This window comes from Paenibacillus sp. J31R120, assembly GCF_056269225.1.
Genome location: NZ_JBWDNN010000002.1, coordinates 989,876 through 1,011,961 on the forward strand (window position 1 = coordinate 989,876; position 22,086 = coordinate 1,011,961).

The window sequence follows — 22,086 nt, forward strand, 5'->3', positions numbered from 1 at the left end:
AGACATGAAGTTTGCCGTAATCGTATTTCCAGGCTCCAACTGTGACATTGATTGCTATAAGGCGGTAGAGTCCACGGTCGGCCAACAGGTCGATTATGTGTGGCATACTGCGACTGATCTGTCCGCATATGACGCCATTCTGGTGCCGGGCGGCTTCTCCTATGGCGACTACCTTCGTTGCGGCGCAATCGCACGTTTTGCGGACGTTATGAGCGAAGTGAAGAAAGCAGCCGAGCAAGGCAAGTTCATTCTTGGCATTTGCAACGGGTTCCAGATCCTGACGGAAGCAGGCTTGCTGCCTGGCGCTCTCATTCGCAACACGGGCTTGAAATTCCGTTGCCATGGCACGCCTCTTGAAGTGGTAAACAATACTAACCCATTCACGAACCAATTCTCGCAAGGCGAGATTATCGATATTCCTATCGCTCACGGCGAAGGCAACTACTATTGCGACGACGCAACACTGGCTGAGCTGAAAGCGAACAATCAGATCATTTTCCGTTACGCAGGCGACACGAATCCGAACGGTTCCGTCGACAACATCGCAGGTATTAGCAACAAAGCAGGCAACGTAGTCGGTATGATGCCGCATCCGGAGCGTGCGGTTGACCAACTGCTCGGCTCGGAAGACGGCAAACGGATGTTTACATCGATTTTGAATGCATGGAGGGAACAACATGGCGCAGCAGTTAACGGCTAAGGAGCCGACAGCGGAACAAATCGCGGATCAACGCATTTACACGCAATTCGGCGTGACAGACCATGAGTATGACCTGATTTGCGGATTTTTGGGCCGCAAGCCGAACTACACGGAGATTGGCGTGTTCAGCGTCATGTGGTCGGAGCACTGCTCCTATAAGAACTCCAAGCCTATTTTGAAAAAATTCCCGATCACCGGACCGCGCGTCCTGATGGGACCTGGCGAAGGCGCGGGCATCGTTGACATCGGCGACAACCAAGCGGTCGTGTTCAAAATCGAATCGCATAACCATCCATCGGCGGTTGAGCCTTACCAAGGCGCTGCTACGGGTGTCGGCGGCATTATTCGCGATATCTTCTCCATGGGTGCGCGTCCAGTCGCTTTGCTGAACAGCTTGCGCTTTGGCAACCTGAACAATGACCGGGTGAAATACCTGTTCGAAAATGTAGTCAGCGGCATCGCAGGCTACGGCAACTGTATCGGCATCCCGACGGTTGCGGGCGAGGTCATGTTCGACGAGAGCTACGAGGGCAATCCGCTCGTTAACGCGATGTGCGTAGGCTTGATCGATCATGATAAAATCCAGCGCGGCGTGGCAAAAGGCGTCGGCAACCCTGTATTCTACGTGGGACCGGCTACGGGCCGCGATGGCATTCACGGCGCGACATTCGCATCGGTTGAACTGTCTGAAGAATCGGAAGAAAAGCGTACAGCTGTTCAAGTCGGCGATCCATTCATGGAGAAGCTGGTTATGGAAGCGACGCTTGAGCTGATCAACTCCGGCATCGTGCTTGGCATTCAGGATATGGGCGCAGCAGGCCTGACATGCTCCAGTGCAGAGATGGCTTCCAAGGCGGGCAACGGCCTTGAGCTGTACCTGGATGAAGTTCCTCAACGCGAGACTGGCATGACACCTTACGAGATGATGCTGTCTGAATCGCAAGAAAGAATGCTGTTCGTTATCGAGCCGCAGCATGAAGAGCAAGCGAGAGAGATTTTTGACCGTTGGGGCATTATTTGTGCCAAAGTAGGCAAAGTAACGGACGACGGACGTCTTCGTTTGTTCCATCAAGGCCAAGAAGTGGCGGATATGCCGGTCAAAGCTCTCGTAGACGAGTGCCCGGTATATAACAAGCCTTCTGCTGAACCTGCTTACTTCCGCGAAAGCGCATCGGTCGACACAGCCGCTTTTGCAGAAATTACTGACCTGAACGGTGCCCTTGAGAAAGTGCTGGCTTCTCCGACGGTCGCGAGCAAAGAGTGGGTTTACAACCAATATGATTACATGGTTCGTACGGCAACGGCTGTTCAGCCAGGCTCCGACGCAGCTGTCGTCACGATCGACGGCACGCGCAAAGCGCTGGCAATGACAACGGATTGCAACGGACGTTACGTATTCCTTGATCCGGAAATGGGCGGACGCATTGCAGTTGCGGAAGCAGCGCGCAACATTGTCTGCTCCGGCGCTGAGCCGCTCGCGGTTACGGACAACCTGAACTTCGGCAGCCCGGAGAAGCCGGAAGTATTCTGGCAGCTGGAGAAATCCGCAGACGGCATGTCCGAGGCTTGCGTGGTGCTGGATACGCCGGTTATCGGCGGCAACGTCAGCTTGTACAACGAGAATGCCAAAGGTGCGATCTACCCGACGCCGGTTATCGGCATGGTAGGCCTTGTGCATGATCATGACCATATTACGACGCAAAAATTCAAAGCTGAAGGCGATGTCATCATCCTCGTCGGCGAGACAAAAGCAGAGTTCGGCGGCAGCGAGCTGCAATACGTGCTGAACGGCGCTGCTTCCGGCAGACCACCAATGATCGATCTGGCTGTTGAGAAGAACGTACAGGGCACTGTCCTTGGCGCTATTCAAAAGGGTCTGGTCGCGTCAGCGCATGACTTGTCCGAGGGCGGCATCGCTGTCGCGCTGGCTGAGTCCTGCATTAGCGGCCGCATCGGCGCAAGCGTATCGCTGACAAGCGACCTGCGTCCTGACCATTTGCTATTCAGCGAATCGCAATCCCGTATCCTGCTGTCGGCTAAACCGGATCAAGCAGACGCTTTGACGGCTTGGCTGTCGGAGCAAGGCGTGGCGCATGCGACAATCGGAACCGTAACAGGCAGCAGCCTGACCATTAACGTCAATGGCAAAGCCGGCATCAATGCGCCGGTACAACAACTGGAGAAGGTTTGGAAGGATGCGATTCCATGTCTGATGAAATAAAGTCTGTTCCATGGTTATGGACAGGCGATCATTATAACGAGGGCATCGGCCGTGACGATATTTTTGACAAGCTGCGTGAGGAGTGCGGGGTGTTCGGCGTATTCGGACATCCTGACGCGGCAGGCTTATCTTATTATGGACTTCACGCTCTGCAGCATCGGGGCGAGGAGAGCGCAGGCATCTGCACCGCGGATTCGAAGGATGGCGGCAAGTTCAATTATTTCCGCGACATGGGACTGGTGAAGGAAGTATTCACGAAGGACCGGCTGGACTTGCTCTCCGGCGACCGCTCCATTGGACATGTCCGCTATTCCACTTCCGGTGAAAGCCAGCTGGGCAATGCTCAGCCGCTGATCTTTCGCTATCGTGACGGCGATCTTGCGGTTGCGACGAATGGCAACATCGTCAATGCGCCGGAAATTCGCCGAGAGCTGGAGATGAGCGGCTCCATCTTCCAAACATCCAGCGACACGGAAGTAATCGCGCATTTGATCGCTCGTTCGTCCAAAGATTTTGTGACGGCGGCGAAGGAAGCACTGCAGCGCATCGTTGGAGGATTCGCATTCCTCATCATGACGAACGACAAGCTGCTCGTTGCTTCAGACCCCCATGGCTTGCGCCCGCTTGCGATGGGTCGTCTGGGAGAAAGCTATGTATTCTCTTCCGAGACTTGTGCATTCGAGACGATCGGCGCAGAGTATGTGCGTGACGTTCAGCCTGGCGAGCTGTTGATTTTGGATGACAGCGGCCTTCAAATCGATCGCTATGCAACGATTGAGCGTCGCGCAACTTGCGCGATGGAATATATTTATTTTGCCCGCCCGGACAGCGATATTAACGGCATCAATATTCATTCCGCACGCAAGCGGATGGGACAGCAGCTCGCTATCGAGTCCTTTATGGACGCGGATATCGTGACGGGCGTGCCGGATTCCAGTATTTCCGCCGCAATCGGCTATGCCGAGCAGACGGGTATTCCTTATGAGCTTGGCCTTATCAAAAACAAATATACGGGACGCACGTTTATCCAGCCGTCCCAGGAGCTGCGCGAGAAGGGCGTTAAGATGAAGCTGTCTGCCGTCCGCAAAGTCGTGGAAGGCAAACGCGTCGTCATGATCGATGATTCCATCGTGCGCGGCACGACTTCCCGCCGCATAGTCAATCTGCTTCGCGAAGCGGGAGCGACTGAAGTGCATGTGCGGATTACATCGCCGCCATTCAAAAACCCTTGCTACTACGGCATCGACACGCCGGACCGCAAGGAACTGATTGCATCATTCCGCACCGTTGAGGAGATTTGCCGAGAGATCAATGCAGACTCGCTGGCGTTCCTCAGCGATGATGGATTTGTCGATTCCGTCGGCGGCAACGAAGGCGCGTACAATCGCGGCATGTGCCTAGCTTGCTTCGACAACGACTACCCGACACCAGTGAACGAAGAGTCGGACAAAAGCTGCAGCTGCTAACTGGCAGAGTGAGCGACTTGTAAGCCGAGAAACTCGGCTTACAGCGCTTACTGGTGCGCATAAGCGGCTTGTAAGCCGAGAAACTCGGCTTACAAGCACTCATTGGTGCACAAAAGCAGCTTCCAAGCCGAGAAACTCGGCTTACAGCACTCACTGGGGCGCAAAATCAGCTTCTAAGCCGAAAAACTCGGCTTACAGCGCTCACTGGTGCACAAAATCAGCTTCTAAGCCGAAAAACTCGGCTTACAGCGCTCACTGGTGCACAAAAGCAGCTTCTAAGCCGAGAAACTCGGCTTACAGCACTCACTGGTGCACAAAAGCAGCTTCTAAGCCGAAAAATTCGGCTTACAGCACTCACTGACGCGCAAAAGTGACTTGTAAGCCGAAAAATTCGGCTTACAGCACTCGCTCGTGCGCAAAAGCAGCTTCTAAGCCGAGAAACTCGGCTTACAGAGCTCGCCTACGCACAAAAGTGAGCTCCAAGCCGATAAACTTGGCTTGCAGCACTCACTGGTGCGCCAAAAGCAGCTTCTAAGCCGAGAGAAACTCGGCTTAGAGCGCACGCAACATACGTTTAAACGGTTGAACTAGATATTAAAGGAGTGGACCCATTTGTCAGAAGCGTACAAAAAGGCCGGCGTTGACATTGCGGCAGGCAACGAAGCCGTCGAACGGATGAAGAAGCATGTGAAGAGAACATATCGTCCTGAAGTCATGGCAGAGCTGGGCGGCTTCGGCGGCCTGTTCGGTCTGAACAAGGACAAATATGATGAGCCAGTACTCGTATCGGGTACGGATGGCGTCGGTACGAAGCTGATGCTGGCTTTTGCGATGGATAAGCATGATACGATCGGCATCGATGCGGTCGCGATGTGCGTCAATGATATTATCGTACAAGGCGCAGAGCCGCTCTTCTTCCTCGACTATCTCGCATGCGGCAAAGTTGTGCCGGAGAAGATCGAAGCGATCGTCAAAGGCATCTCCGAAGGCTGCGTGCAAGCCGGTTGTGCGCTGATCGGCGGAGAGACGGCGGAAATGCCGGGCATGTATTCCGTAGACGAATATGATATGGCAGGGTTCACGGTCGGCATCGTCGACAAGAAAAAAATGATCGACGGCTCCACCATCAAGCCGGGCGATGTTGTTCTGGGCTTTGCGTCGAGCGGCATTCACAGCAACGGCTTCTCGCTCGTTCGCCGTCTGCTGCTGGAAGAAGCGGGTTACTCGCTGGAGCAGCAGCTCCATGAGCTTGGCGGAGCGAAGCTTGGCGACGTGCTGCTTGAGCCAACGCGCATCTATGTGAAGCAAGCTTTGGCGCTGATCGAGAAAGTCAACGTCAAAGGCATGGCACATATTACGGGCGGCGGCTTCATCGAGAACATTCCGCGTGTATTGCCTGAAGGCGTAAATGTGGAAATCAATTACGGTTCATGGCCGATTCTGCCGATCTTCGGCCTGATGCAGGAAAAAGGCAGCATCAGCAACCGCGATATGTTCACAACATTCAATATGGGCATTGGCCTGGTCATTGTCGTTCCGGAAGAGCAAGCGGAGCAGGCGCTTAGCGTCGCTGCCGAGCTTGGCGAAAAAGCGTACCGTATCGGTACGGTAACGGAAGGCAGCCGGATCGTAACGTTCCAAGGAGCTGACGTATAATGGCGGCGCTTCGCATCGCGATATTCGCGTCGGGACAGGGGACGAACTTCCAGACGATTGCCGATGCGGTGCGGGAGGGGAAGCTCGATGTTTCAATCGAGCTTCTTGTTTGTGACAAGCCGTCTGCTCCCGTCATCCAGCGGGCGTCGCAAGCGGGAGTAGACGCCTTTGTATTCAAACCCAAGGATTACCCGTCACGCGAGGCTTACGAGAGCGAGATCCTGGAGGAGCTGCGGGCACGCCAGGTGGATCTGGTCGTCCTGGCCGGCTATATGCGCATTCTGACTCCTACGCTGGTCGAGCCTTTCATGGGCCGCATGATTAATATTCACCCTTCGCTCCTGCCATCGTTCCCGGGCATTAATGCCATTGGACAAGCGCTGGAGCATGGCGTGAAGGTTACAGGCGTTACTGTTCATTATGTGGATGGCGGTCTGGATAGCGGTCCGATCCTTGCACAGACGGCTGTCGCGGTTACGGAAGAGGATGACGAGGCTTCGCTTACCGTCCGCATTCAGCAGGCGGAGCGGGAGCTGTATCCGGAAGCTATCAGACTGATCGCGCAAGGCGCTATCACGATCGAGGGTCGCAGGGTGGCTGTTGGCAAGAGCCAGTAGCATGCATGGATCTGGTTCAACATGAATTCCGGAAGCAAAGCTTTAAAGCGAAGCTATTCGATACAACAAGTTTTTATTCGATACAACAACTTGTTATTCAATAGAACAAGTTGTTATAAGCTCACTCAGAATGTATAGAAAGACAAGGCAACATCATTTCCAATTGATCAAATAAGAGGAGGACATTGGCGTGGCTATTCGCAGAGCGTTAATTAGCGTTTCCGACAAAACGGGCATTGTAGAGTTTTCCAGAGAACTTGCGAACCAAGGCGTACAAATTATTTCGACAGGGGGCACGTTCAACCTGTTGCAAAAGGAAGGCGTACCGGTCATCGGCATATCCGACGTGACGGGCTTCCCGGAAATTCTCGACGGACGCGTCAAGACGCTTCACCCGGCTGTCCACAGCGGTCTGCTGGCTGTTCGTGATGATGAAGAGCATCAGAAGGCGATGAAGGAGCTTGGTCTGGATTACATTGACCTTGTTATCGTTAATCTGTATCCGTTCAAAGAAACCATCGCCAAGCCGGATGTTACCTATGAGGATGCCATCGAGAACATCGATATCGGCGGTCCGACAATGCTCCGTTCCGCTGCGAAAAACCACGCTTTCGTAACCGTGGTCGTAGACGCTTCCGACTATGCTTCCGTTCTGGAAGAAGTGAAGGCGCAGGGCGACACGACGCTTGAGACGCGCAAGCGCCTCGCGGCAAAAGTATTCCGTCATACGGCATCTTACGATGCGCTTATCTCCGACTACCTGTCGAAGCAGACAGGCGAGCCGCTGCCTGAATCGTATACGGTAACCTACGAGAAGGTGCAGGAGCTTCGTTATGGAGAGAACCCGCATCAGAAGGCTGCTTTCTACCGCAAGCCGCTTGCCGCTTCCGGCAATGTGACGACAGCGGAGCAGCTTCACGGCAAAGAATTGTCCTACAACAATATCAATGATGCGAACGCAGCGCTTGCGATTCTGAAGGAATTCGACGAGCCGGCTGTTGTAGCGGTTAAGCATATGAATCCTTGCGGTGTGGGCATCGGAGCAACGATCCATGAAGCCTACCAAAAAGCGTATGAAGCAGACCCGACGTCCATCTTCGGCGGCATCGTAGCGGCGAACCGTACAATTGGCGCAGATACGGCTGAGCTGCTGGGCAGCATCTTCCTGGAGATCATTATCGCGCCGGACTTCACGCCGGAAGCGCTGGAGATTTTGACGAAGAAAAAGAACATCCGTCTGATGAAGCTGGGTGAGCTGAAGGCAGCTGCTGAGCGCAAGCCGGAATGGCTCGTAACCTCGGTGGACGGCGGCATGCTCGTACAGGAGAGCGACGTTCACAGTCTGACAGAAGCGGATCTGAAGGTGGTCACGAACCGCAAGCCGACGGAAGAAGAAATGAAGCAGCTGCTATTCGGCTGGAAAGTCGTTAAGCATGTGAAGTCCAATGCGATTCTGCTGGCGAAGGACGACATGACCGTTGGTGTAGGCGCAGGCCAAATGAACCGTGTAGGCGCAGCTCGCATCGCGATCGAGCAGGCTGGCGAGAAAGCTGCGGGTTCCGCACTGGCATCCGACGCGTTCTTCCCGATGGGAGACACGGTGGAACTGGCAGCCAAAGCAGGCATCACAGCGATCATTCAGCCAGGCGGCTCCATTAAGGACGAGGAATCCATCGCAGCGGCTAACGCCAACAATATTGCCATGGTGTTCACAAGCGTAAGACACTTCAAGCACTAAGATGCGGGTATCAGCATCAATTTAGCAAGCTAAGGGACGATGGATAAGGTAGAACTGGATGAGCGCTGTAGGTCCCTGAGCAGCGCTCGATCCTTTTTCTCCGGAAGAAAAGTTCCGTTTAAACTTTTTGGGAGGTTTGCGAAAATGCGTATTTTGGTTATTGGCGGCGGCGGACGCGAGCATGCGATCTGTTGGGCACTGAAGAAAAGCGAAAAGGTGAAGGAGCTGTACTGCGCGCCGGGCAATGCCGGTATCGCGCAAATTGCGGAATGCGTGCCGCTTGCGGTATCTCAATTCGACGAACTGACCCAATTTGCAAAGGATGCGGCCATTAATCTCGTATTCGTAGGTCCGGATGATCCGCTGGCAGACGGCATCGTAGACGCTTTCGAAGCGGCTGGCATTCCGGCCTTTGGTCCGAACAAGGCGGCAGCTGAGATTGAGGGCAGCAAAATTTTTATGAAAAATCTGCTCAAAAAATATGATATCCCAACGGCCAAATACGAGACGTTCACGGATTATGAAGCGGCACTTGCTTATTTGAAAGAGCAATCGACACCGATTGTAATCAAAGCGGACGGACTTGCGGCAGGCAAAGGGGTAACGGTCGCAGCCACGCTGGAGGAAGCTGAGAAGGCTCTGCGTGAAGCGATGGTGGACAAGGTGTTCGGCGACGCGGGCAACCAGATCGTCATCGAGGAGTTCCTGGAGGGACAGGAGATGTCCATCTTGGCGTTCGTGGACGGCGAGACGGTGAAGCCGATGGTACCGGCGCAAGACCATAAGCCGATCTTCGACGGCGACAAAGGTCCGAACACAGGCGGCATGGGTACATATACGCCGCTGCCGCATATTGAGCAAAGCATTATCGACGAAGCAATCGTCAACATCATTAATCCGACGGCGAAAGCAATGGTGAGCGAGGGACGTCCGTTCCGCGGCGTATTGTTCGCAGGTCTGATGATTACGAAGGACGGTCCGAAGACGATTGAGTTCAATGCGCGCATGGGCGATCCGGAGACTCAGGTTGTATTGCCAAGGCTGGAGACCGATCTCGTTGACATCGTGCTCGCAGCGATGAATGGCCGCTTGGCTGATTTGGACATCCAGTGGAGCGACGAGGCGGCAGTGTGCGTAGTGGCTGCATCCGAAGGTTACCCGGCTTCTTATCCGAAGGGACGCGTGATTACAGGCATTGCGGAAGCGGAAGCGCAGGGAGCGCTTGTGTTCCATGCCGGTACGGCAATGAAGGATGGAGAGCTGGTCACAAGCGGCGGACGCGTGCTTGGCATCGTCGGCCGCGGCCGCGATATCGCGGAGGCTCGCGCAAGAGCTTATGAGGCGGCTAGCGTCATCCAGTTCGAGGGCAAGCAGAACCGCACGGATATTGCGGCGAAGGCACTTGTATAATTTTTAAATGCAACATAGTTGAGGCTGCACGGATAGTTATGGCTACAAGACGCTCAAGTTCGACAGAACCTGGGCGTCTTTTTATTGGGAACCGATTCCTTTTTTGTCTGCTCGGCTCGAATGGTGTTACTAATTTGTAACTCTCTCATTCTTCTAATCTACTATCATAGAGATATCAGCGGAATAGAAGGTGAATAAGATGAAAACAAGAAAAAAACAACATCGCAGACTGGCAGCTTTCATCATTTTGGTCGCAATTGTCGCATGGGTAGGAGGATGTACTGCTGGAAGCTCATTTGGCTTATCGGCTATCATTCCGTCGAAGGAAAATGGTTCGCAAATCATCGGAGAGCATGCTTCGGGAGGGGGGAATAACGTTGACAAAGGAGGCACAACCACCGGTTATGTGCCTGGAGACAGCGAGGAAAGTGGAAACGGCAGCAATGGACAGTCAGGTGGGCAGGAAGGCAATAACGTAAAACCTGGAAATGGCGGCAGTAATGGTCATACAGGAGAGCAAGGCAACGGAAGCAAGGATGGGCAAGGTAACACTAACCATGAAAATACGAACCCGGATGACAAGGGCGGAACAACCGGCTCTGGATCGAAGGGAAATGAACATAACGGCAATACCGCTGGCAATGAAGCCGGGAAGGGCCAAGAGGGCGGCAAGGATGTCGAGAAGCCGGTCGTCACACCGCCTGGAAAGGATGAGAAACGCGTCGCGCTTACGTTCGACGACGGGCCGGACTTGAAGTACACAACGGCAATATTGGATACATTGAAGGAGAAGGGTGTCAAGGCGACATTCTTCGTTGTCGGCACACAAGTGGAGAAATATCCGGAAATTATGAAACGCATCGAAGAGGAAGGCCATGCGATCGGCAATCATACCCAATCTCATAAGGATCTAAGCAAGCTGGACAAATCGGGTATCCTGTCTCAAATCAATGACGCTGACAAAGCGCTTAACGATGCTTTGGGCTGGACGCCGACCCTATTCCGTGCGCCGTACGGCGCTCTATCGGATACGCTGAAAAAAGTGATGAAGGAGCAAAATCGCCGCATGGTCGGCTGGACGGTGGACACCCGGGACTGGGCTGGAACGTCGGTCGCCGACATGAGAGACATGATTCGAAAAGAAACGAAGCCTAATGGTATAATATTGATGCATTCATTCGGCGGGAAACATATACGCAATACGGTAAACATGCTTCCGTACGTGATTGACGATCTTCGGAAGATGGGCTACACGATGGTCACCGTAGACGAGATACCTGAATAACCGCAAACCGAAAAGGAGACCCCATGGAGAAGCGCTTCCGGGATCAAAACACATATTCACTTATCAGGAGCGGGAGCCGTGCATCCCTGCTCCTCTTCTCGTTGCTGGCGCTTGCGGTTGTCGCCGCTGGCTGCAGATATACGGCAGCCCCGGCTGACCTGCTGCAGAAGCCGGCTATCGCCAAGGACAAGGAGGAGCTGTCCGCTGCGATCGAGAAGGCGCTGCCCCGGTTCAGCATGCTGATGATTCCTCATCGCGATGATTACAGGGAAGCAATTCGGCTCCTCGATCTGAACGGCGACGGCGTCGAAGAAGCGGTCGTCACCTACTACAATGAATACAGCACGCCGGAGATTGTCGTACTTCGCCAGACCGAATACGGCTGGCGCCAGTCCGTTCTTGTGGAGCAGCCGCTGGCCAGGGATATCGCCTGGCTCAAGCTGGTGGATATGGACGGCGACGGAGAGTACGAGCTGCTCGTGGGCTGGATTGGCGCATTCGACAGCCCCAATGTGCTGGAGCTGTATTCCTTCAATTCCAAGGCTGTGCGCAACGATAAGGGCAGGCTGACGCTGAAGCCGCTTCAATCGCTGCCGTACAGCCAGGCGGAGGTCGGCGACTTAATGGGCAACGGCAGGCAGGAGCTAGTCGTCATTGATTCGCTTGGGACAAGCGGCGAGCTGGAGATGCCGTCACATTACCTCAGCATCTATTCGTGGCAAAAAAACGCGTTGAACCGCGTGCTGAACATGTCGTTGCCGCAAGGTACGAACGCATTTGAGCGGTTGCTTGTCGGCAAAGTATCGAAGAATCATAACGGCCTCTTGCTGGAAGGGGGCACAGGCGCCCACAGTATGTTGACTTATATGTATGCCTGGGAGAATCAGGAGCTGAAGCTGGTATACCCGAATGAAAGGCTTGGCCTCGAAGGCTTTAGCGGAAGGCCCACCGTCAGCGGGGACATCAACGGTGATTCCATCATTGAGCTGCAATGGTCGAAGGAGTCGCCCGGCTATGAGGGCGTTCCTTATGCAGAGAGTATCTGGATGAACGAGTGGATGCAGTGGGACGGGAAGGATGAATTTCATCTCATCGCGGAGCAATTCCTTGATTATACGTACGGCGTGAAGCTGGATATCCCGGAGGAGTGGACGGGTGCGTATACGATGGGGAGGCCTCCAGCCGCTTCTTATGGCATTGTAACCTTCGACTACTGGAACGAAGCCAAGGAGCTGAAGGCGGAGCTGGCGACGCTGTATGTCGTTCCCATTAAGCAATGGGGCAATGTTGAAGCGGCCTGGAAGGAAGAGCACCGGCCTTACCGGCAGCTTGCACAGGACAGCGGCAATGTGTATCTGGTTTCATTCGTAGCTGACGTGCCGGATACGCTTCCGGAGGAAGACAAAGAGATTTTTACGAATATGAAAAAGGCGGAGGCGCAGTTCGCTTCCTATTTGAAGATAGTACACGATGACAGAGATGAGTGGCGGTGAATCGATGCGTATCTTGTTATTGGAGGACGAAGAGTCCATACGCGGATTTGTTCGAATCAACTTGAAAAGAAACGAGATGGAAGTAACAGAGGCTGAGAACGGGGAGGATGCGCTTGCGCTTGCCGACTCGGAAGGGCCATTCGATATCGCGCTGCTGGATGTCATGCTTCCGACGATTGACGGCTTCGAGGTATGCGAGCGGCTGCGGGCGAAGTATCCCCGCATCGGGATCATTATGCTGACGGCCAAGTCGCAGGAAGAGGACAAGATTCGCGGACTGGAGCTTGGCGCTGACGATTATGTGCAGAAGCCGTTCAGTCCGGGGGAGCTGATCGCCAGAATCAAGTCGCTCCATCGTCGTATGCAGCCATCATCCTCTCCAGAAGCCGATGAGCATGGTAGCGAGGGAGAAGAGAGAGGCAACGGATTATCTGAACAGCAAGGCGGCGGTACCGGCGAGCCTGCGGGTCATACTGACGATATCAAGAAGCACTATGTAGAGCGGGAGCTTGTCAGCGGGCGCTTCCGGCTGTCGGTATCAGAAAGAAGATTATGGAAGGACGACGAAGAGATTATTTTGACGCCTACCGAATGGACGCTGGTGCGGCTGCTTATGGAGCGGGAAGGGGAGAGCGTCAGCCGCGATCACATTCTGACTGAAGTGTGGGGCAGATATTATGTGGGCGATCTCAAGGTTGTAGATGTCAACATACGCCGAATCCGGCAAAAAATTGAATCCAATCCTTCTGAGCCATCCGTCATCGAGACGGTATGGGGTTATGGCTATCGGTGGAAACGGAGCGTGCCGCAATGAGAAGCGTTCAGACCCGGATGGTATGGAGCTATCTGCTGCTGATCGTGCTAGTCGTTACCGTCCTTGGCGCAGCCTTCGCCGCGTTGATGTGGAATTACTATTACGGCAGCGCACAGAGCTCCGTCAAGCAGCGGGTGGAGTCTGCGATGGCGCTTCACAGCCGATCGCTGTCTTCGCTGACCTTGCAGGATCAGGCGGATTATTTGCTCCAGTACATGTCAGAGGGAGGGCCGACCCGCATTCAACTGCTGAACAGCGCAGGCGAACTGCGCATTGATTCGGACGGCTTCTCGCCGAATATCCGGTATGCGACAGGCGATGTGAAGACGGCGTCTACCGGCGAGACGGGGAGTTGGACCGGCGTTGATCCCTACTTCGGCGAACGTGTCATATCGGTGACGGCGCCACTCTGGAACGAAGCGAGAGTGGTATCAATGATCCGCTATACGTCTTCGCTACAGCAAGTGGATGATATGGTCGCCCAGCTCATCCGAATGACCTTTATTGTAGGCGTTGCGGTGGTCCTGTTGTTTCTTGGGCTGAGTCTGTTCCTGGCTCAGCGTATTGTCATGCCGATCCGGGAGCTGACCAGAGCCGCCCGCTATATGGCGGAAGGGGATTGGTCGAAGCGTGCCTCGAAGCGAAGCCATGACGAAATCGGCCAGCTTGCGGAGACGTTCAATACGATGGTGAGCGAGCTCAACAAGAGGGAGAAGCTCAAAAACGACTTTATCTCCTCCATCTCCCATGAGCTCCGTACGCCTTTGACCTCCATAAAGGGCTGGAGCGAGACGTTGAAGGAGAGTGAGCCGAAGGAGGATGACGAGGAGGTCAAGATGGGGCTCTCGATCATTAGCAAGGAGACAGAGCGGCTTGCGGGACTGGTGGAGGACTTGCTGGACTTCTCGAAGCTGTCTGCAAGTACGATGGAGCTGCATACGGAGACGCTGGATTTGAACAGTCCGGTGAAGGAGACGGTACGCCAGCTCGCGGTTCGCGAGGAAGGGACGAAGGTGAAGCTGATTGCTACCTATGCGGGCAGTCCTCTAGTGGTGAATGGGGATGCGAACCGGCTCAAGCAGGTTATTATCAATCTGATCGACAATGCGTTCAAGTTCACGCCGGCAGAGGGGACGATTCGCGTATCGACTACCGTCGAAGAGACGTTTGCCGTCGTGACGGTCAGCGATACGGGGAGCGGGATTGCCCGGGAAGACCTCCCGCATGTGATGGAGAAGTTCTATAAGGCGAGCAACAGCCATGGCGGCTCCGGTCTGGGGCTTGCCATCTCGAAGGAGATCGTCGAGCTCCACGGCGGCAGGATGGCCATCGACAGTGAGCGTGGAGCCGGAACGATTGTGACGATTCATCTGCCACTCCTTCAGAAAGCTGACGGTTAAGGGTGAATTATTCTTTGTAGAACAGCAGCTTGCGGTTCGCAATGACGTAGATCACGGCAAGCAAGGCTCCCGCGCCTAACATGATAGACAGCCAATTTTCTTTGAGCCAAGCAATCCAGGCAGGCATATGGCACCTCCATATACAAGATGGGACCTCCAGTCGGAGGTCTTGTTTATTTGTTACCACAATAGAATTGATAAGATTTCCGCGGGTGTATCGGACCTATAAATTCGATTTGGCGATAAGACCCAGCTTATACTTTCGAGGCGGGTTTGCTATGCAAACCTGTAGGTGGCTCATCTTTGTAAGGCCTCGATAGAAGTTTTCTCATAAGCCGGAGAAATCTTCTCTAGGTTGCCCCTTAGTGCCAGCGTGATATGCAGATACGAATCTTGGCGTTGACAGCCGAAGGGATCGGTGCTAGTATAGATTTAATTAATTCATAGTATACGGGTAGGAATTATTGTATATAAAAGCGGAGGTACGGACATGGAGAAGCAGTTGATATTACGACATGAGGGATTGGAGCTTACGGCAACGCTTCACTATCCGACTGAGATTGAGCCTAATAACGCAGGCAAGGATTCGGGCAAGCGGCAAGCGATCATCATCTGCCACGGTTTCATCGGGAGCCGTGTTGGTGTAGATCGTCTATTCGTGAAGACCGCCAGAGCGCTGGCTGCGCAAGGCTCGTTCGTGCTTCGATTCGATTATGGCGGCTGTGGCGAGAGCAACGGAGATTATGGATCGCTGGGCTTCGACTCTATGGTTGATCAGACGCGAACAGCTATTGATTATATTGCCGGGATGGATTGTGTAGATCCCCGCCGCATCGTATTGCTTGGCCACAGTCTGGGCGGGGCGATATCCATTATGACCGCTGTGAAGGACAAACGGGTCAAACGGCTTGTGTTATGGTCTCCTGTCGCGTATCCGTTCAATGATATCGTGCGCATCGTGGGCCGCGACAGCTATGATGATGCGATCCAATCGGGAAGCACCGATCATGCGGGCTATACGCTGCAGCCGGTGTTCTTCGACTCCCTCATGCAGCATCAGCCATTTCAATCTGCGACGCGCTTCGGCGGCGAGGTCCTGCTGGTGCATGGCACCAGCGATGACCTGATTCCGGTCGATTACAGCTTCCTGTATCAGAAGGTGTTCTGGACCCGCAGCGAGGGGCTGTGCGACAAGGAAATTATATTTCAAGCCAATCATACGTACTCCAGCCGCCCGCATCAGGAGGAAGCGATTCGCGTAACCTCAGAGTGGCTGGAGCGGCTTGACCGCCAGCAGCAAGAATGGCATCACTGGTCCATCTAGCTGCCGATTAATCAGTGCTGTCCCCTGACGCGTTCTCCTTCTGGAGAGCGCGTTCTTCTTTGGGCAGAGGCGTGGAGATTCGTTTGTATTTCCCGTTGTAGGGAATTTCGATGTCCACATTCAAGTGTCGTATGGAGTTATCCTTCACCACGATTTTGTTGCCGTTTTGCGAGATGCGCTTCCACTCCTTCACATCCTCATGCCATAGGCTCTTCCCCAGACTGAAGATGTCGACGCCATTCTTCACGCCCTCCAGCAAGACATCCCGAATCTGTCTCGATACCTTCTGCTCCGCCAGCTCTACCATCTCATTGTAGTTAAGCGGTTCATTGTATTCGTACATAGCTCCGATCAGCTTGAGATTAATATCAAAATAGACCTCGTCACCCTCGACGATGGGCTTGATCTTGATTTTCGGCCTGCCGATGCTCAGGTTCGCATATTCGATGCCATCCTTCTCGACAGTTAACGGCGCGCGGTTCGTTCCCTTCTGCATCCATTGATAGCCGCTCAGCTTGGTATGGCTGAAGAAGGACATATCTCCGTTCGTGGCGATAAAATAAATGCCGGCCATCGTCAGCATCTCCAAGGGCTTGCCGGTATCCTTCCACATGACGCGATTGATTCCGATAATCGGGAGACTTGCCGTCATGGCAGGTTCATTATAATCGGCGATGTAACGGAACATCTCAATTGGCGGGATGACGGAGTGCTGGTTGTAATTAGGCAGAGGGTTATGAAGGATCGTATACAGCGATGACATATTGAACAGTGAAAAGGCTGCGAGCAGATCCTCCATCGAGTCTTTGGTAGCATAAATCCACAGATTGTAACGGACCTCGGGATAGCGGTTCAGCATATCGATCATCTTGATGCCTTTCGTTTTCAACGCTCGCTCGGATAAAATGATGGCGGATATATGCCCCCAGGTAATCGGAATTTGCGCGGAGCGGTACAGGTCGTTGACTGCATTGTTGAGTGTGGAGCCTTTGCCGCGACCGATGTAGGTGGTGGGTGTCGAGCTGTTCTTGCCGCCGGTCTCGCTTTTGGCAATATTGGAGAAGTCGAGCATCTGGGCGTAGACGATAAACTGATGGTCATGATAATCAATGCCCAGCGCCTTTACGTACGACTTGCTCTCTACATCAGAAGCGCTCCAGCAGCCGCATAGCGTTGTGGAGCAGAAGATCAGCAGAATCGCAATGGCTATCGGTCTTCTCAAGGCTTGTTCCCTCTCTTGTCAGGTTGTGAGGTGTTCAGATATTCCGGTCTTTTCTTTCTCCATTGGTAAGGCAGCCTGAATAATGCGGCCATCATCTCCCTCAGCTTCAGCGGTGCGGCTGGGGCCAGGTAAGGGACGCCAAAGGAGTACACATTGGACAAGTAGAGGACGAAGGCGATGACGGACAGAATGAATCCGTACATGCCCAGCGTCGCACCCATGAGAAAAGAGAAAAATCGGAGCAGAATCGTCGTGCTGGTCAGCGATTGATTGACAAGGGTTGACCCCGAGACGACCGTAATGGCGGTAATGACGATCATCATGGGGGAGACCAGCCCCGCCCGAATGGCCGCATCGCCGATAATAAGTCCGCCTACAACGGTCAAGGTCTGGCCGATGGAGCTTGGCAGCCTGACCCCGGCTTCGCGGAACAGCTCCATCAGGACCATGATAAAGAACATCTCCAGCGCGGACTCCATCGGCAATCCATGCCTGCCCATCGCAATGGTGGCCAGCAGCGGGAAAGGCACTTGATCGGAATGAAACGTCGTTAGCGCGATGTAGAAGCCGGGCAGGAAAATGGTCGTGAGCAGCCCAAAGAAACGAAGCATGCGGCCGATATTGGCGGACATGAACGGAAAGTAGGAATCCTCCGGCGATTTCATCAGCAGGAACAAATTGATGGGAGCGATGATGGCGGTCGGATTGCCGTCTACAATAATGATGAATCGCCCGTTCAGCAAGCATTCCACAGCGAAGTCCGGACGGCCTGTATAATGCGTCGGCGGAAACAGCGTAATCGGGCTTGATGCCAATAGCTCTTCCAGGTTGCCAGTGGAGATAATCTGTTCGACATCGATCTTGCTGAGCTTGCGGCGGATGTTGTCAATCGTCTCGATATTGGCGATATCGCTGATGTAGAGCAAGGCTGTCTTGGTCAGCGTTCGCGTACCCAGCACATAGTACTCGCACGCCAGCGTATTCGTACGCAGCCGCTTGCGAATAAGTGCGACATTGGCGGACAGCTGCTCCGTAAAGCCATCCTTCGGTCCGCGAATAGACACCTCGGTCGAGGACTCCTCCGGGGGACGGGAAGGAACGTTCGCGATATCGATCGTCCATATCGCTTGAAGGCTGGGCAGACAGAACACCAGATGGCCCTCGAAGACGTACGAAGCCAGCTTGAGCCGGTCCAGGCGGTCGCGGACGTAATCAAGCGAATTCCACTGAAGATCCGCAGCCATGTTAATCGCTTCACTGCGTATGAACTCGGTCTTGGCATAAACCCGTCTAAGCTCAGGCAAGACGATATCGTTAATCAAGTTCGTCTCGATCATGCCGCTGCAATAGATGAACAGGCCAGTTACCGTAGCAGGAGGAGTGCCGAACGAATGGTTGAAGATGATGACATCATTGCTAAGCTGGAACCAGCTGCGCAGAATGTGCTCGTCGAACGGTTTCGGAATATCTTCTCCATCATGATTGTGATCGGTCGAGATCATGGCGTCTGCTCTCCTTCCTTCTGCTAATGAGGGAAGCGATCCCCAGCAATAACGTAATGCCAACGACATAGATCAGCAGCGCTGGAAAATGAATGTACTGCAAGTAAGCCAGCGTCTCATCGTCCCGCCATGGGAGCATGGACAGCACGATCATAGCCAGCGTGACTATAGAGAGAACGACAAGGCGTTTCCTTGGCCTGCGCACATCCAGCATGTCGACGATCAAATAAAGAGTAATGGACACTCTGGCGAATGCGCCGCACAGCCATTGGTAGATGGACATAAAGTCGACATGCTGGAATAACGTGCCGAGAGTAAGAAGCTTCCATTGCTCGAAGGCCGTATGCCTCTGCTTGGCAGCCTCCGCCGGACCGAACTCGGCTATCGCGCCAATCGTAGGTCCCAGCGTCATGCTGACGAGAAACAAACCAAGCAGGAGGACATGCCACCATCGGAGCTTCGACTTCAGCTCATGCTGATACAACAGCAAGATCCACGCTTCCAATAGCGCGGCAAGGACATAGATCAGACCGCTGCCGACCGGCTGCCATCCGTTCTCGAAGGCAGGCAAGAGCCTGCTGTAATCCTTGAACTTCATGTTCGAGCTCATGACGAAATAGCCTAGCAGCAGAACGAGCGGCAGCAGGATGCTTGCCGTCATCGCAATCGACTTAATGCCGCCATAAGCCGCCATCATCGAGATAAGGGCTGCGGCAACGATAATGACAGGAAGCGGGGTCTGCTGCATATAGGTGGTAACTGTCCACATCGAGGTGTCATGAAGGGTGTAAGACCCCGATATAAAGAGGACCACAACGGCGGATATACGGAACATCCATGCCGGTACAATGCCGAATTGTCTATCGATCCAGTCGGGGAGGCGTTGTCCCTTGAGGGCTCTCACAATACCGAAGATGAGAAATATCCATATCAGGAATATGGGCGCAGCGACCAGTACGGCCACCCATGAGTCCCGCCCGGACACGCCAAGTATGACGGGTATCGCCATCACATGAGAGACGAGGCCGGCGCTTAAGATGAGAATGGAGAATGAAAGCCAGGTCGAGATTTGACCTCTTCCGCTGCTCATGTACGTACCTCGTTTCGATGGGAGATGGAGATAATTTGCTCAATTAATGGGATTTTAATCAATTAATCCGTAATTTTGTCGAGACAAGCCGGAGCATCTGTGATTAAATAAAAATGAGGTGTAAGCGGATTCCAACAGGTATACGGATGATCTCCTATTAATCTAGTAAAGGCGGGTTTTAGAATGAAATTCGGATTGCGAACTTCGACGGCTGCCCTTCTGGCCAGTCTATTCCTACTCTTGGCGGCATGCGGCGGGGATAAAGCCGCTATTACCGATCCGACCGAATCGCCTGCCCCTATCGTGACAGATACGCCGACCCCTGATCCAACGCCGAAGCCGTTCTCGGCTCCGCTAACCGGTGTCGAACGGGATGATGAAGCCAAGGATCGCCCCATTGCGGTGTTGATTAACAACTTCTCGGCAGCCCGTCCGCAGTCTGGCTTGACGAATGCGGATGTCGTGTGGGAAGTGCTGGCGGAGGGCGGGATAACGAGACTTGTTGCGGTCTACCAGAGCACCGATGCGATGGAGGATACGATTGGTCCGATCCGAAGCAATCGGGCGTACCTGATCGATATTGCGGATACTTACGGGGCCATTATGGTTCATGCAGGCGGCAGCCCGGAAGCCTATGGCATTCTGCAAAAGCAAGGCAAGCCGTACCTGGACGAGATTACGAATGCAGGTCCTTATTATTGGAGAAGCAAGGAACGCAAGGCTCCGCATAATCTGTACTCGAACTTGGAGAAGATGCATCAGGGTGCGGACAAGAAAGGCTACAAGAACGACTTGCCGGTAGCCACTTACCCCTTCACGGCAGAGGGCACCATTACAGGGAGTGTAGAAGCAGGCGCTGAATCCGCGACAAAAATCGACATCACGTTCTTAATGCAAAGCTATAAGGTCGGATACATATATGATGAAGCAAGCGGCTTGTACAAAAGAAGCATTAACGACGAGCCGCATATTGATTTGAACAACCAGGAGCAGCTCAGCGCGACGAATCTGGTTGTGTTCGAGACGGGGCACAAAACGCTGGATAATGTCGGCAGGCTGTCGGTCGATCTGCAAGCGGGCGGAGCGGGCTATCTGTTCCAGAAGGGCAAGCGGATCGATATCGAGTGGGTTCGCAGTCCGGACGGCATGATCCGGTTCAGCAAGGACGGCAGCGAGGTGTCGTTCCTGCCGGGCAAGACGTACATTCACATTGTTCCGAACAAGCCGGCGCTGGCCGACCATGTGGTTCTAAATCAGCAATAAAAAGGTTGCAATGGGCAATACTAAGAACGTAGCGAGCCTGCCTCGCCAGCGTTCTGAAGATCGGCGAGAAGATGCGATCCCGGACGGGTTCGCATCTTTTTTCGTCATTTTTGGACAAAACTATATATTTTTATTGTTAAGGTTCAAGAAATATGATTAAATTTTTCATGAATGTTTACACTCCGTTAACAATTCGGTAGTAAACTGATTCAGGTATGTGTCACAGACAGCTTAACATTCTAAGTCGATAAGGGGATTGACATGTTCAAGAAGAAGGATATTTTCTTTAAAACGCTCGAGGAAATGGCAGACACAATCGTTGAGGCGACGGAATACTTTGCGAAAGGTGTATCCGATTTATCTGACGTAACGGCCTTCGCCAAAAGAATGAAGGAATTCGAGAGCCAATGCGACCAGTACACGCATACGATACTGAAGGAATTGAACAAAACGTTCATTACGCCAATCGAACGTGAGGACATTATGGCACTCACGACTTCCCTTGACGACGTGCTGGATGGCATCGAGGCTTGCGCCTCCCGTTTCGAAATGTACCATATTCGCGAGAAAGACGAGTACATTACGCTGTTCGCAGACGTTCTCGTACGTTCTACGCATCAGATCAAGAGCGCAATCTACCTGTTGACACAGAAAAAACTACTCGCGATCCGCGAGCATTGCATCGCTATCAATGAGCTCGAGAATCAAGGCGATGACGTGCTTCGTGTATCGATTACAACTTTGTTCGCTAACGTGAAGGACCCAATTGAGCTGATCAAGCGCAAGGAAATCTACGAAAGACTTGAGCAGACGACCGACTACTGCGAGGATGTAGCCAATACGCTGGAATCGATCATCATGCGCAATAGCTAACTTTAGGGAGTA

Annotated in this window: 17 protein-coding genes; 14 read left to right on the forward strand and 3 right to left on the reverse strand. The window is 53.4% G+C overall.

The annotated features are described in order from the left end of the window. Positions 1–4: 4 nt before the first annotated feature. From purQ to AC0YNW_RS10975, 12 genes are all read left to right on the forward strand, one after another. On the forward strand, positions 5–700 hold the full coding sequence (gene purQ, locus AC0YNW_RS10920) for a phosphoribosylformylglycinamidine synthase subunit PurQ (protein WP_475831966.1): 696 nt from the start codon (positions 5–7) through the stop codon (positions 698–700). Beyond that, the gene (purL, locus tag AC0YNW_RS10925) at positions 678–2,921 is read left to right on the forward strand and encodes a phosphoribosylformylglycinamidine synthase subunit PurL (RefSeq protein ID WP_387469549.1); all 2,244 of its coding nucleotides are present in this window, start codon (positions 678–680) and stop codon (positions 2,919–2,921) included. Before purQ ends, purL begins: the two co-directional genes overlap by 23 nt. Then, complete coding sequence (gene purF, locus AC0YNW_RS10930; protein WP_387469547.1) at positions 2,906–4,387, forward strand: amidophosphoribosyltransferase; 1,482 nt, start codon at positions 2,906–2,908, stop codon at positions 4,385–4,387. Before purL ends, purF begins: the two co-directional genes overlap by 16 nt. A 612-nt stretch (positions 4,388–4,999) precedes the next feature. Beyond that, on the forward strand, positions 5,000–6,043 hold the full coding sequence (purM, locus tag AC0YNW_RS10935; RefSeq protein ID WP_475831967.1) for a phosphoribosylformylglycinamidine cyclo-ligase: 1,044 nt from the start codon (positions 5,000–5,002) through the stop codon (positions 6,041–6,043). Beyond that, positions 6,043–6,660: a phosphoribosylglycinamide formyltransferase gene (purN, locus tag AC0YNW_RS10940; RefSeq protein ID WP_475831968.1), complete on the forward strand. Its 618-nt coding sequence runs from the start codon at positions 6,043–6,045 to the stop codon at positions 6,658–6,660. The genes purM and purN overlap by 1 nt, the downstream gene beginning before the upstream one ends. Positions 6,661–6,850: 190 nt before the next feature. Further along, on the forward strand, positions 6,851–8,398 hold the full coding sequence (gene purH, locus AC0YNW_RS10945; RefSeq protein WP_475831969.1) for a bifunctional phosphoribosylaminoimidazolecarboxamide formyltransferase/IMP cyclohydrolase: 1,548 nt from the start codon (positions 6,851–6,853) through the stop codon (positions 8,396–8,398). Positions 8,399–8,542: 144 nt separating this feature from the next. Further along, entirely contained in the window at positions 8,543–9,808 is a 1,266-nt protein-coding gene (purD, locus tag AC0YNW_RS10950) for a phosphoribosylamine--glycine ligase (RefSeq protein ID WP_475831970.1), read from the forward strand. A gap of 199 nt (positions 9,809–10,007) precedes the next feature. Further along, positions 10,008–11,093, forward strand: coding sequence for a polysaccharide deacetylase family protein (locus AC0YNW_RS10955; RefSeq protein WP_475831971.1), 1,086 nt, complete (start codon positions 10,008–10,010; stop codon positions 11,091–11,093). Positions 11,094–11,116: 23 nt separating this feature from the next. Continuing rightward, positions 11,117–12,586, forward strand: a complete 1,470-nt coding sequence (locus AC0YNW_RS10960) for a hypothetical protein (RefSeq protein WP_475831972.1) — start codon at positions 11,117–11,119, stop codon at positions 12,584–12,586. 4 nt (positions 12,587–12,590) lie between these two features. Continuing rightward, the gene (locus AC0YNW_RS10965) at positions 12,591–13,400 is read left to right on the forward strand and encodes a response regulator transcription factor (protein WP_475832207.1); all 810 of its coding nucleotides are present in this window, start codon (positions 12,591–12,593) and stop codon (positions 13,398–13,400) included. After that, positions 13,397–14,800 (forward strand): sensor histidine kinase, encoded by a 1,404-nt coding sequence (locus AC0YNW_RS10970; RefSeq protein WP_475831973.1) that lies wholly within the window; start codon positions 13,397–13,399, stop codon positions 14,798–14,800. The genes AC0YNW_RS10965 and AC0YNW_RS10970 overlap by 4 nt, the downstream gene beginning before the upstream one ends. 490 nt (positions 14,801–15,290) lie before the next feature. Next, complete coding sequence (locus tag AC0YNW_RS10975) at positions 15,291–16,124, forward strand: alpha/beta hydrolase (RefSeq protein WP_387469530.1); 834 nt, start codon at positions 15,291–15,293, stop codon at positions 16,122–16,124. A gap of 7 nt (positions 16,125–16,131) precedes the next feature. Here the strand turns inward: AC0YNW_RS10975 and AC0YNW_RS10980 are convergent, their stop codons facing one another. The 3 genes from AC0YNW_RS10980 to AC0YNW_RS10990 are packed head-to-tail and all read right to left on the reverse strand — an operon-like array spanning position 16,132 to position 19,938. Then, positions 16,132–17,346: a Ger(x)C family spore germination protein gene (locus AC0YNW_RS10980; protein ID WP_475831974.1), complete on the reverse strand. Its 1,215-nt coding sequence runs from the start codon at positions 17,344–17,346 to the stop codon at positions 16,132–16,134. Beyond that, the gene (locus AC0YNW_RS10985) at positions 17,343–18,848 is read right to left on the reverse strand and encodes a spore germination protein (protein ID WP_475831975.1); all 1,506 of its coding nucleotides are present in this window, start codon (positions 18,846–18,848) and stop codon (positions 17,343–17,345) included. The genes AC0YNW_RS10980 and AC0YNW_RS10985 overlap by 4 nt, the downstream gene beginning before the upstream one ends. Next, positions 18,823–19,938 carry a GerAB/ArcD/ProY family transporter gene (locus AC0YNW_RS10990; RefSeq protein WP_475831976.1) on the reverse strand — a complete coding sequence of 372 codons (1,116 nt, stop codon included), beginning with the start codon at positions 19,936–19,938 and terminating at the stop codon, positions 18,823–18,825. Before AC0YNW_RS10990 ends, AC0YNW_RS10985 begins: the two co-directional genes overlap by 26 nt. Before the next feature lie 183 nt (positions 19,939–20,121). On the opposite strand from AC0YNW_RS10990, the gene AC0YNW_RS10995 reads away from it, so the two are divergent. Together AC0YNW_RS10995 and AC0YNW_RS11000 are read left to right on the forward strand one after the other, a co-directional pair. After that, entirely contained in the window at positions 20,122–21,201 is a 1,080-nt protein-coding gene (locus tag AC0YNW_RS10995) for a DUF3048 domain-containing protein (RefSeq protein WP_475831977.1), read from the forward strand. Between the two features lie 261 nt (positions 21,202–21,462). Further along, entirely contained in the window at positions 21,463–22,074 is a 612-nt protein-coding gene (locus AC0YNW_RS11000) for a DUF47 domain-containing protein (RefSeq protein ID WP_387469519.1), read from the forward strand. The last annotated feature ends 12 nt before the right edge of the window (positions 22,075–22,086 follow it).

What these genes read in the sequence shown, in the direction of transcription:
- purQ (WP_475831966.1), top strand. Translation starts at nt 5, where the DNA reads ATGAAGTTTGCCGTAATCGTATTTCCAGGCTCCAACTGTGACATTGAT.
- purL (WP_387469549.1), top strand. Translation starts at nt 678, where the DNA reads ATGGCGCAGCAGTTAACGGCTAAGGAGCCGACAGCGGAACAAATCGCG.
- purF (WP_387469547.1), top strand. Translation starts at nt 2,906, where the DNA reads ATGTCTGATGAAATAAAGTCTGTTCCATGGTTATGGACAGGCGATCAT.
- purN (WP_475831968.1), top strand. Translation starts at nt 6,043, where the DNA reads ATGGCGGCGCTTCGCATCGCGATATTCGCGTCGGGACAGGGGACGAAC.
- purD (WP_475831970.1), top strand. Translation starts at nt 8,543, where the DNA reads ATGCGTATTTTGGTTATTGGCGGCGGCGGACGCGAGCATGCGATCTGT.
- AC0YNW_RS10955 (WP_475831971.1), top strand. Translation starts at nt 10,008, where the DNA reads ATGAAAACAAGAAAAAAACAACATCGCAGACTGGCAGCTTTCATCATT.
- AC0YNW_RS10960 (WP_475831972.1), top strand. Translation starts at nt 11,117, where the DNA reads ATGGAGAAGCGCTTCCGGGATCAAAACACATATTCACTTATCAGGAGC.
- AC0YNW_RS10965 (WP_475832207.1), top strand. Translation starts at nt 12,591, where the DNA reads ATGCGTATCTTGTTATTGGAGGACGAAGAGTCCATACGCGGATTTGTT.
- AC0YNW_RS10970 (WP_475831973.1), top strand. Translation starts at nt 13,397, where the DNA reads ATGAGAAGCGTTCAGACCCGGATGGTATGGAGCTATCTGCTGCTGATC.
- AC0YNW_RS10975 (WP_387469530.1), top strand. Translation starts at nt 15,291, where the DNA reads ATGGAGAAGCAGTTGATATTACGACATGAGGGATTGGAGCTTACGGCA.
- AC0YNW_RS10985 (WP_475831975.1), bottom strand. Translation starts at nt 18,848, where the DNA reads ATGATCTCGACCGATCACAATCATGATGGAGAAGATATTCCGAAACCG.
- AC0YNW_RS10990 (WP_475831976.1), bottom strand. Translation starts at nt 19,938, where the DNA reads ATGAGCAGCGGAAGAGGTCAAATCTCGACCTGGCTTTCATTCTCCATT.
- AC0YNW_RS10995 (WP_475831977.1), top strand. Translation starts at nt 20,122, where the DNA reads ATGAAATTCGGATTGCGAACTTCGACGGCTGCCCTTCTGGCCAGTCTA.
- AC0YNW_RS11000 (WP_387469519.1), top strand. Translation starts at nt 21,463, where the DNA reads ATGTTCAAGAAGAAGGATATTTTCTTTAAAACGCTCGAGGAAATGGCA.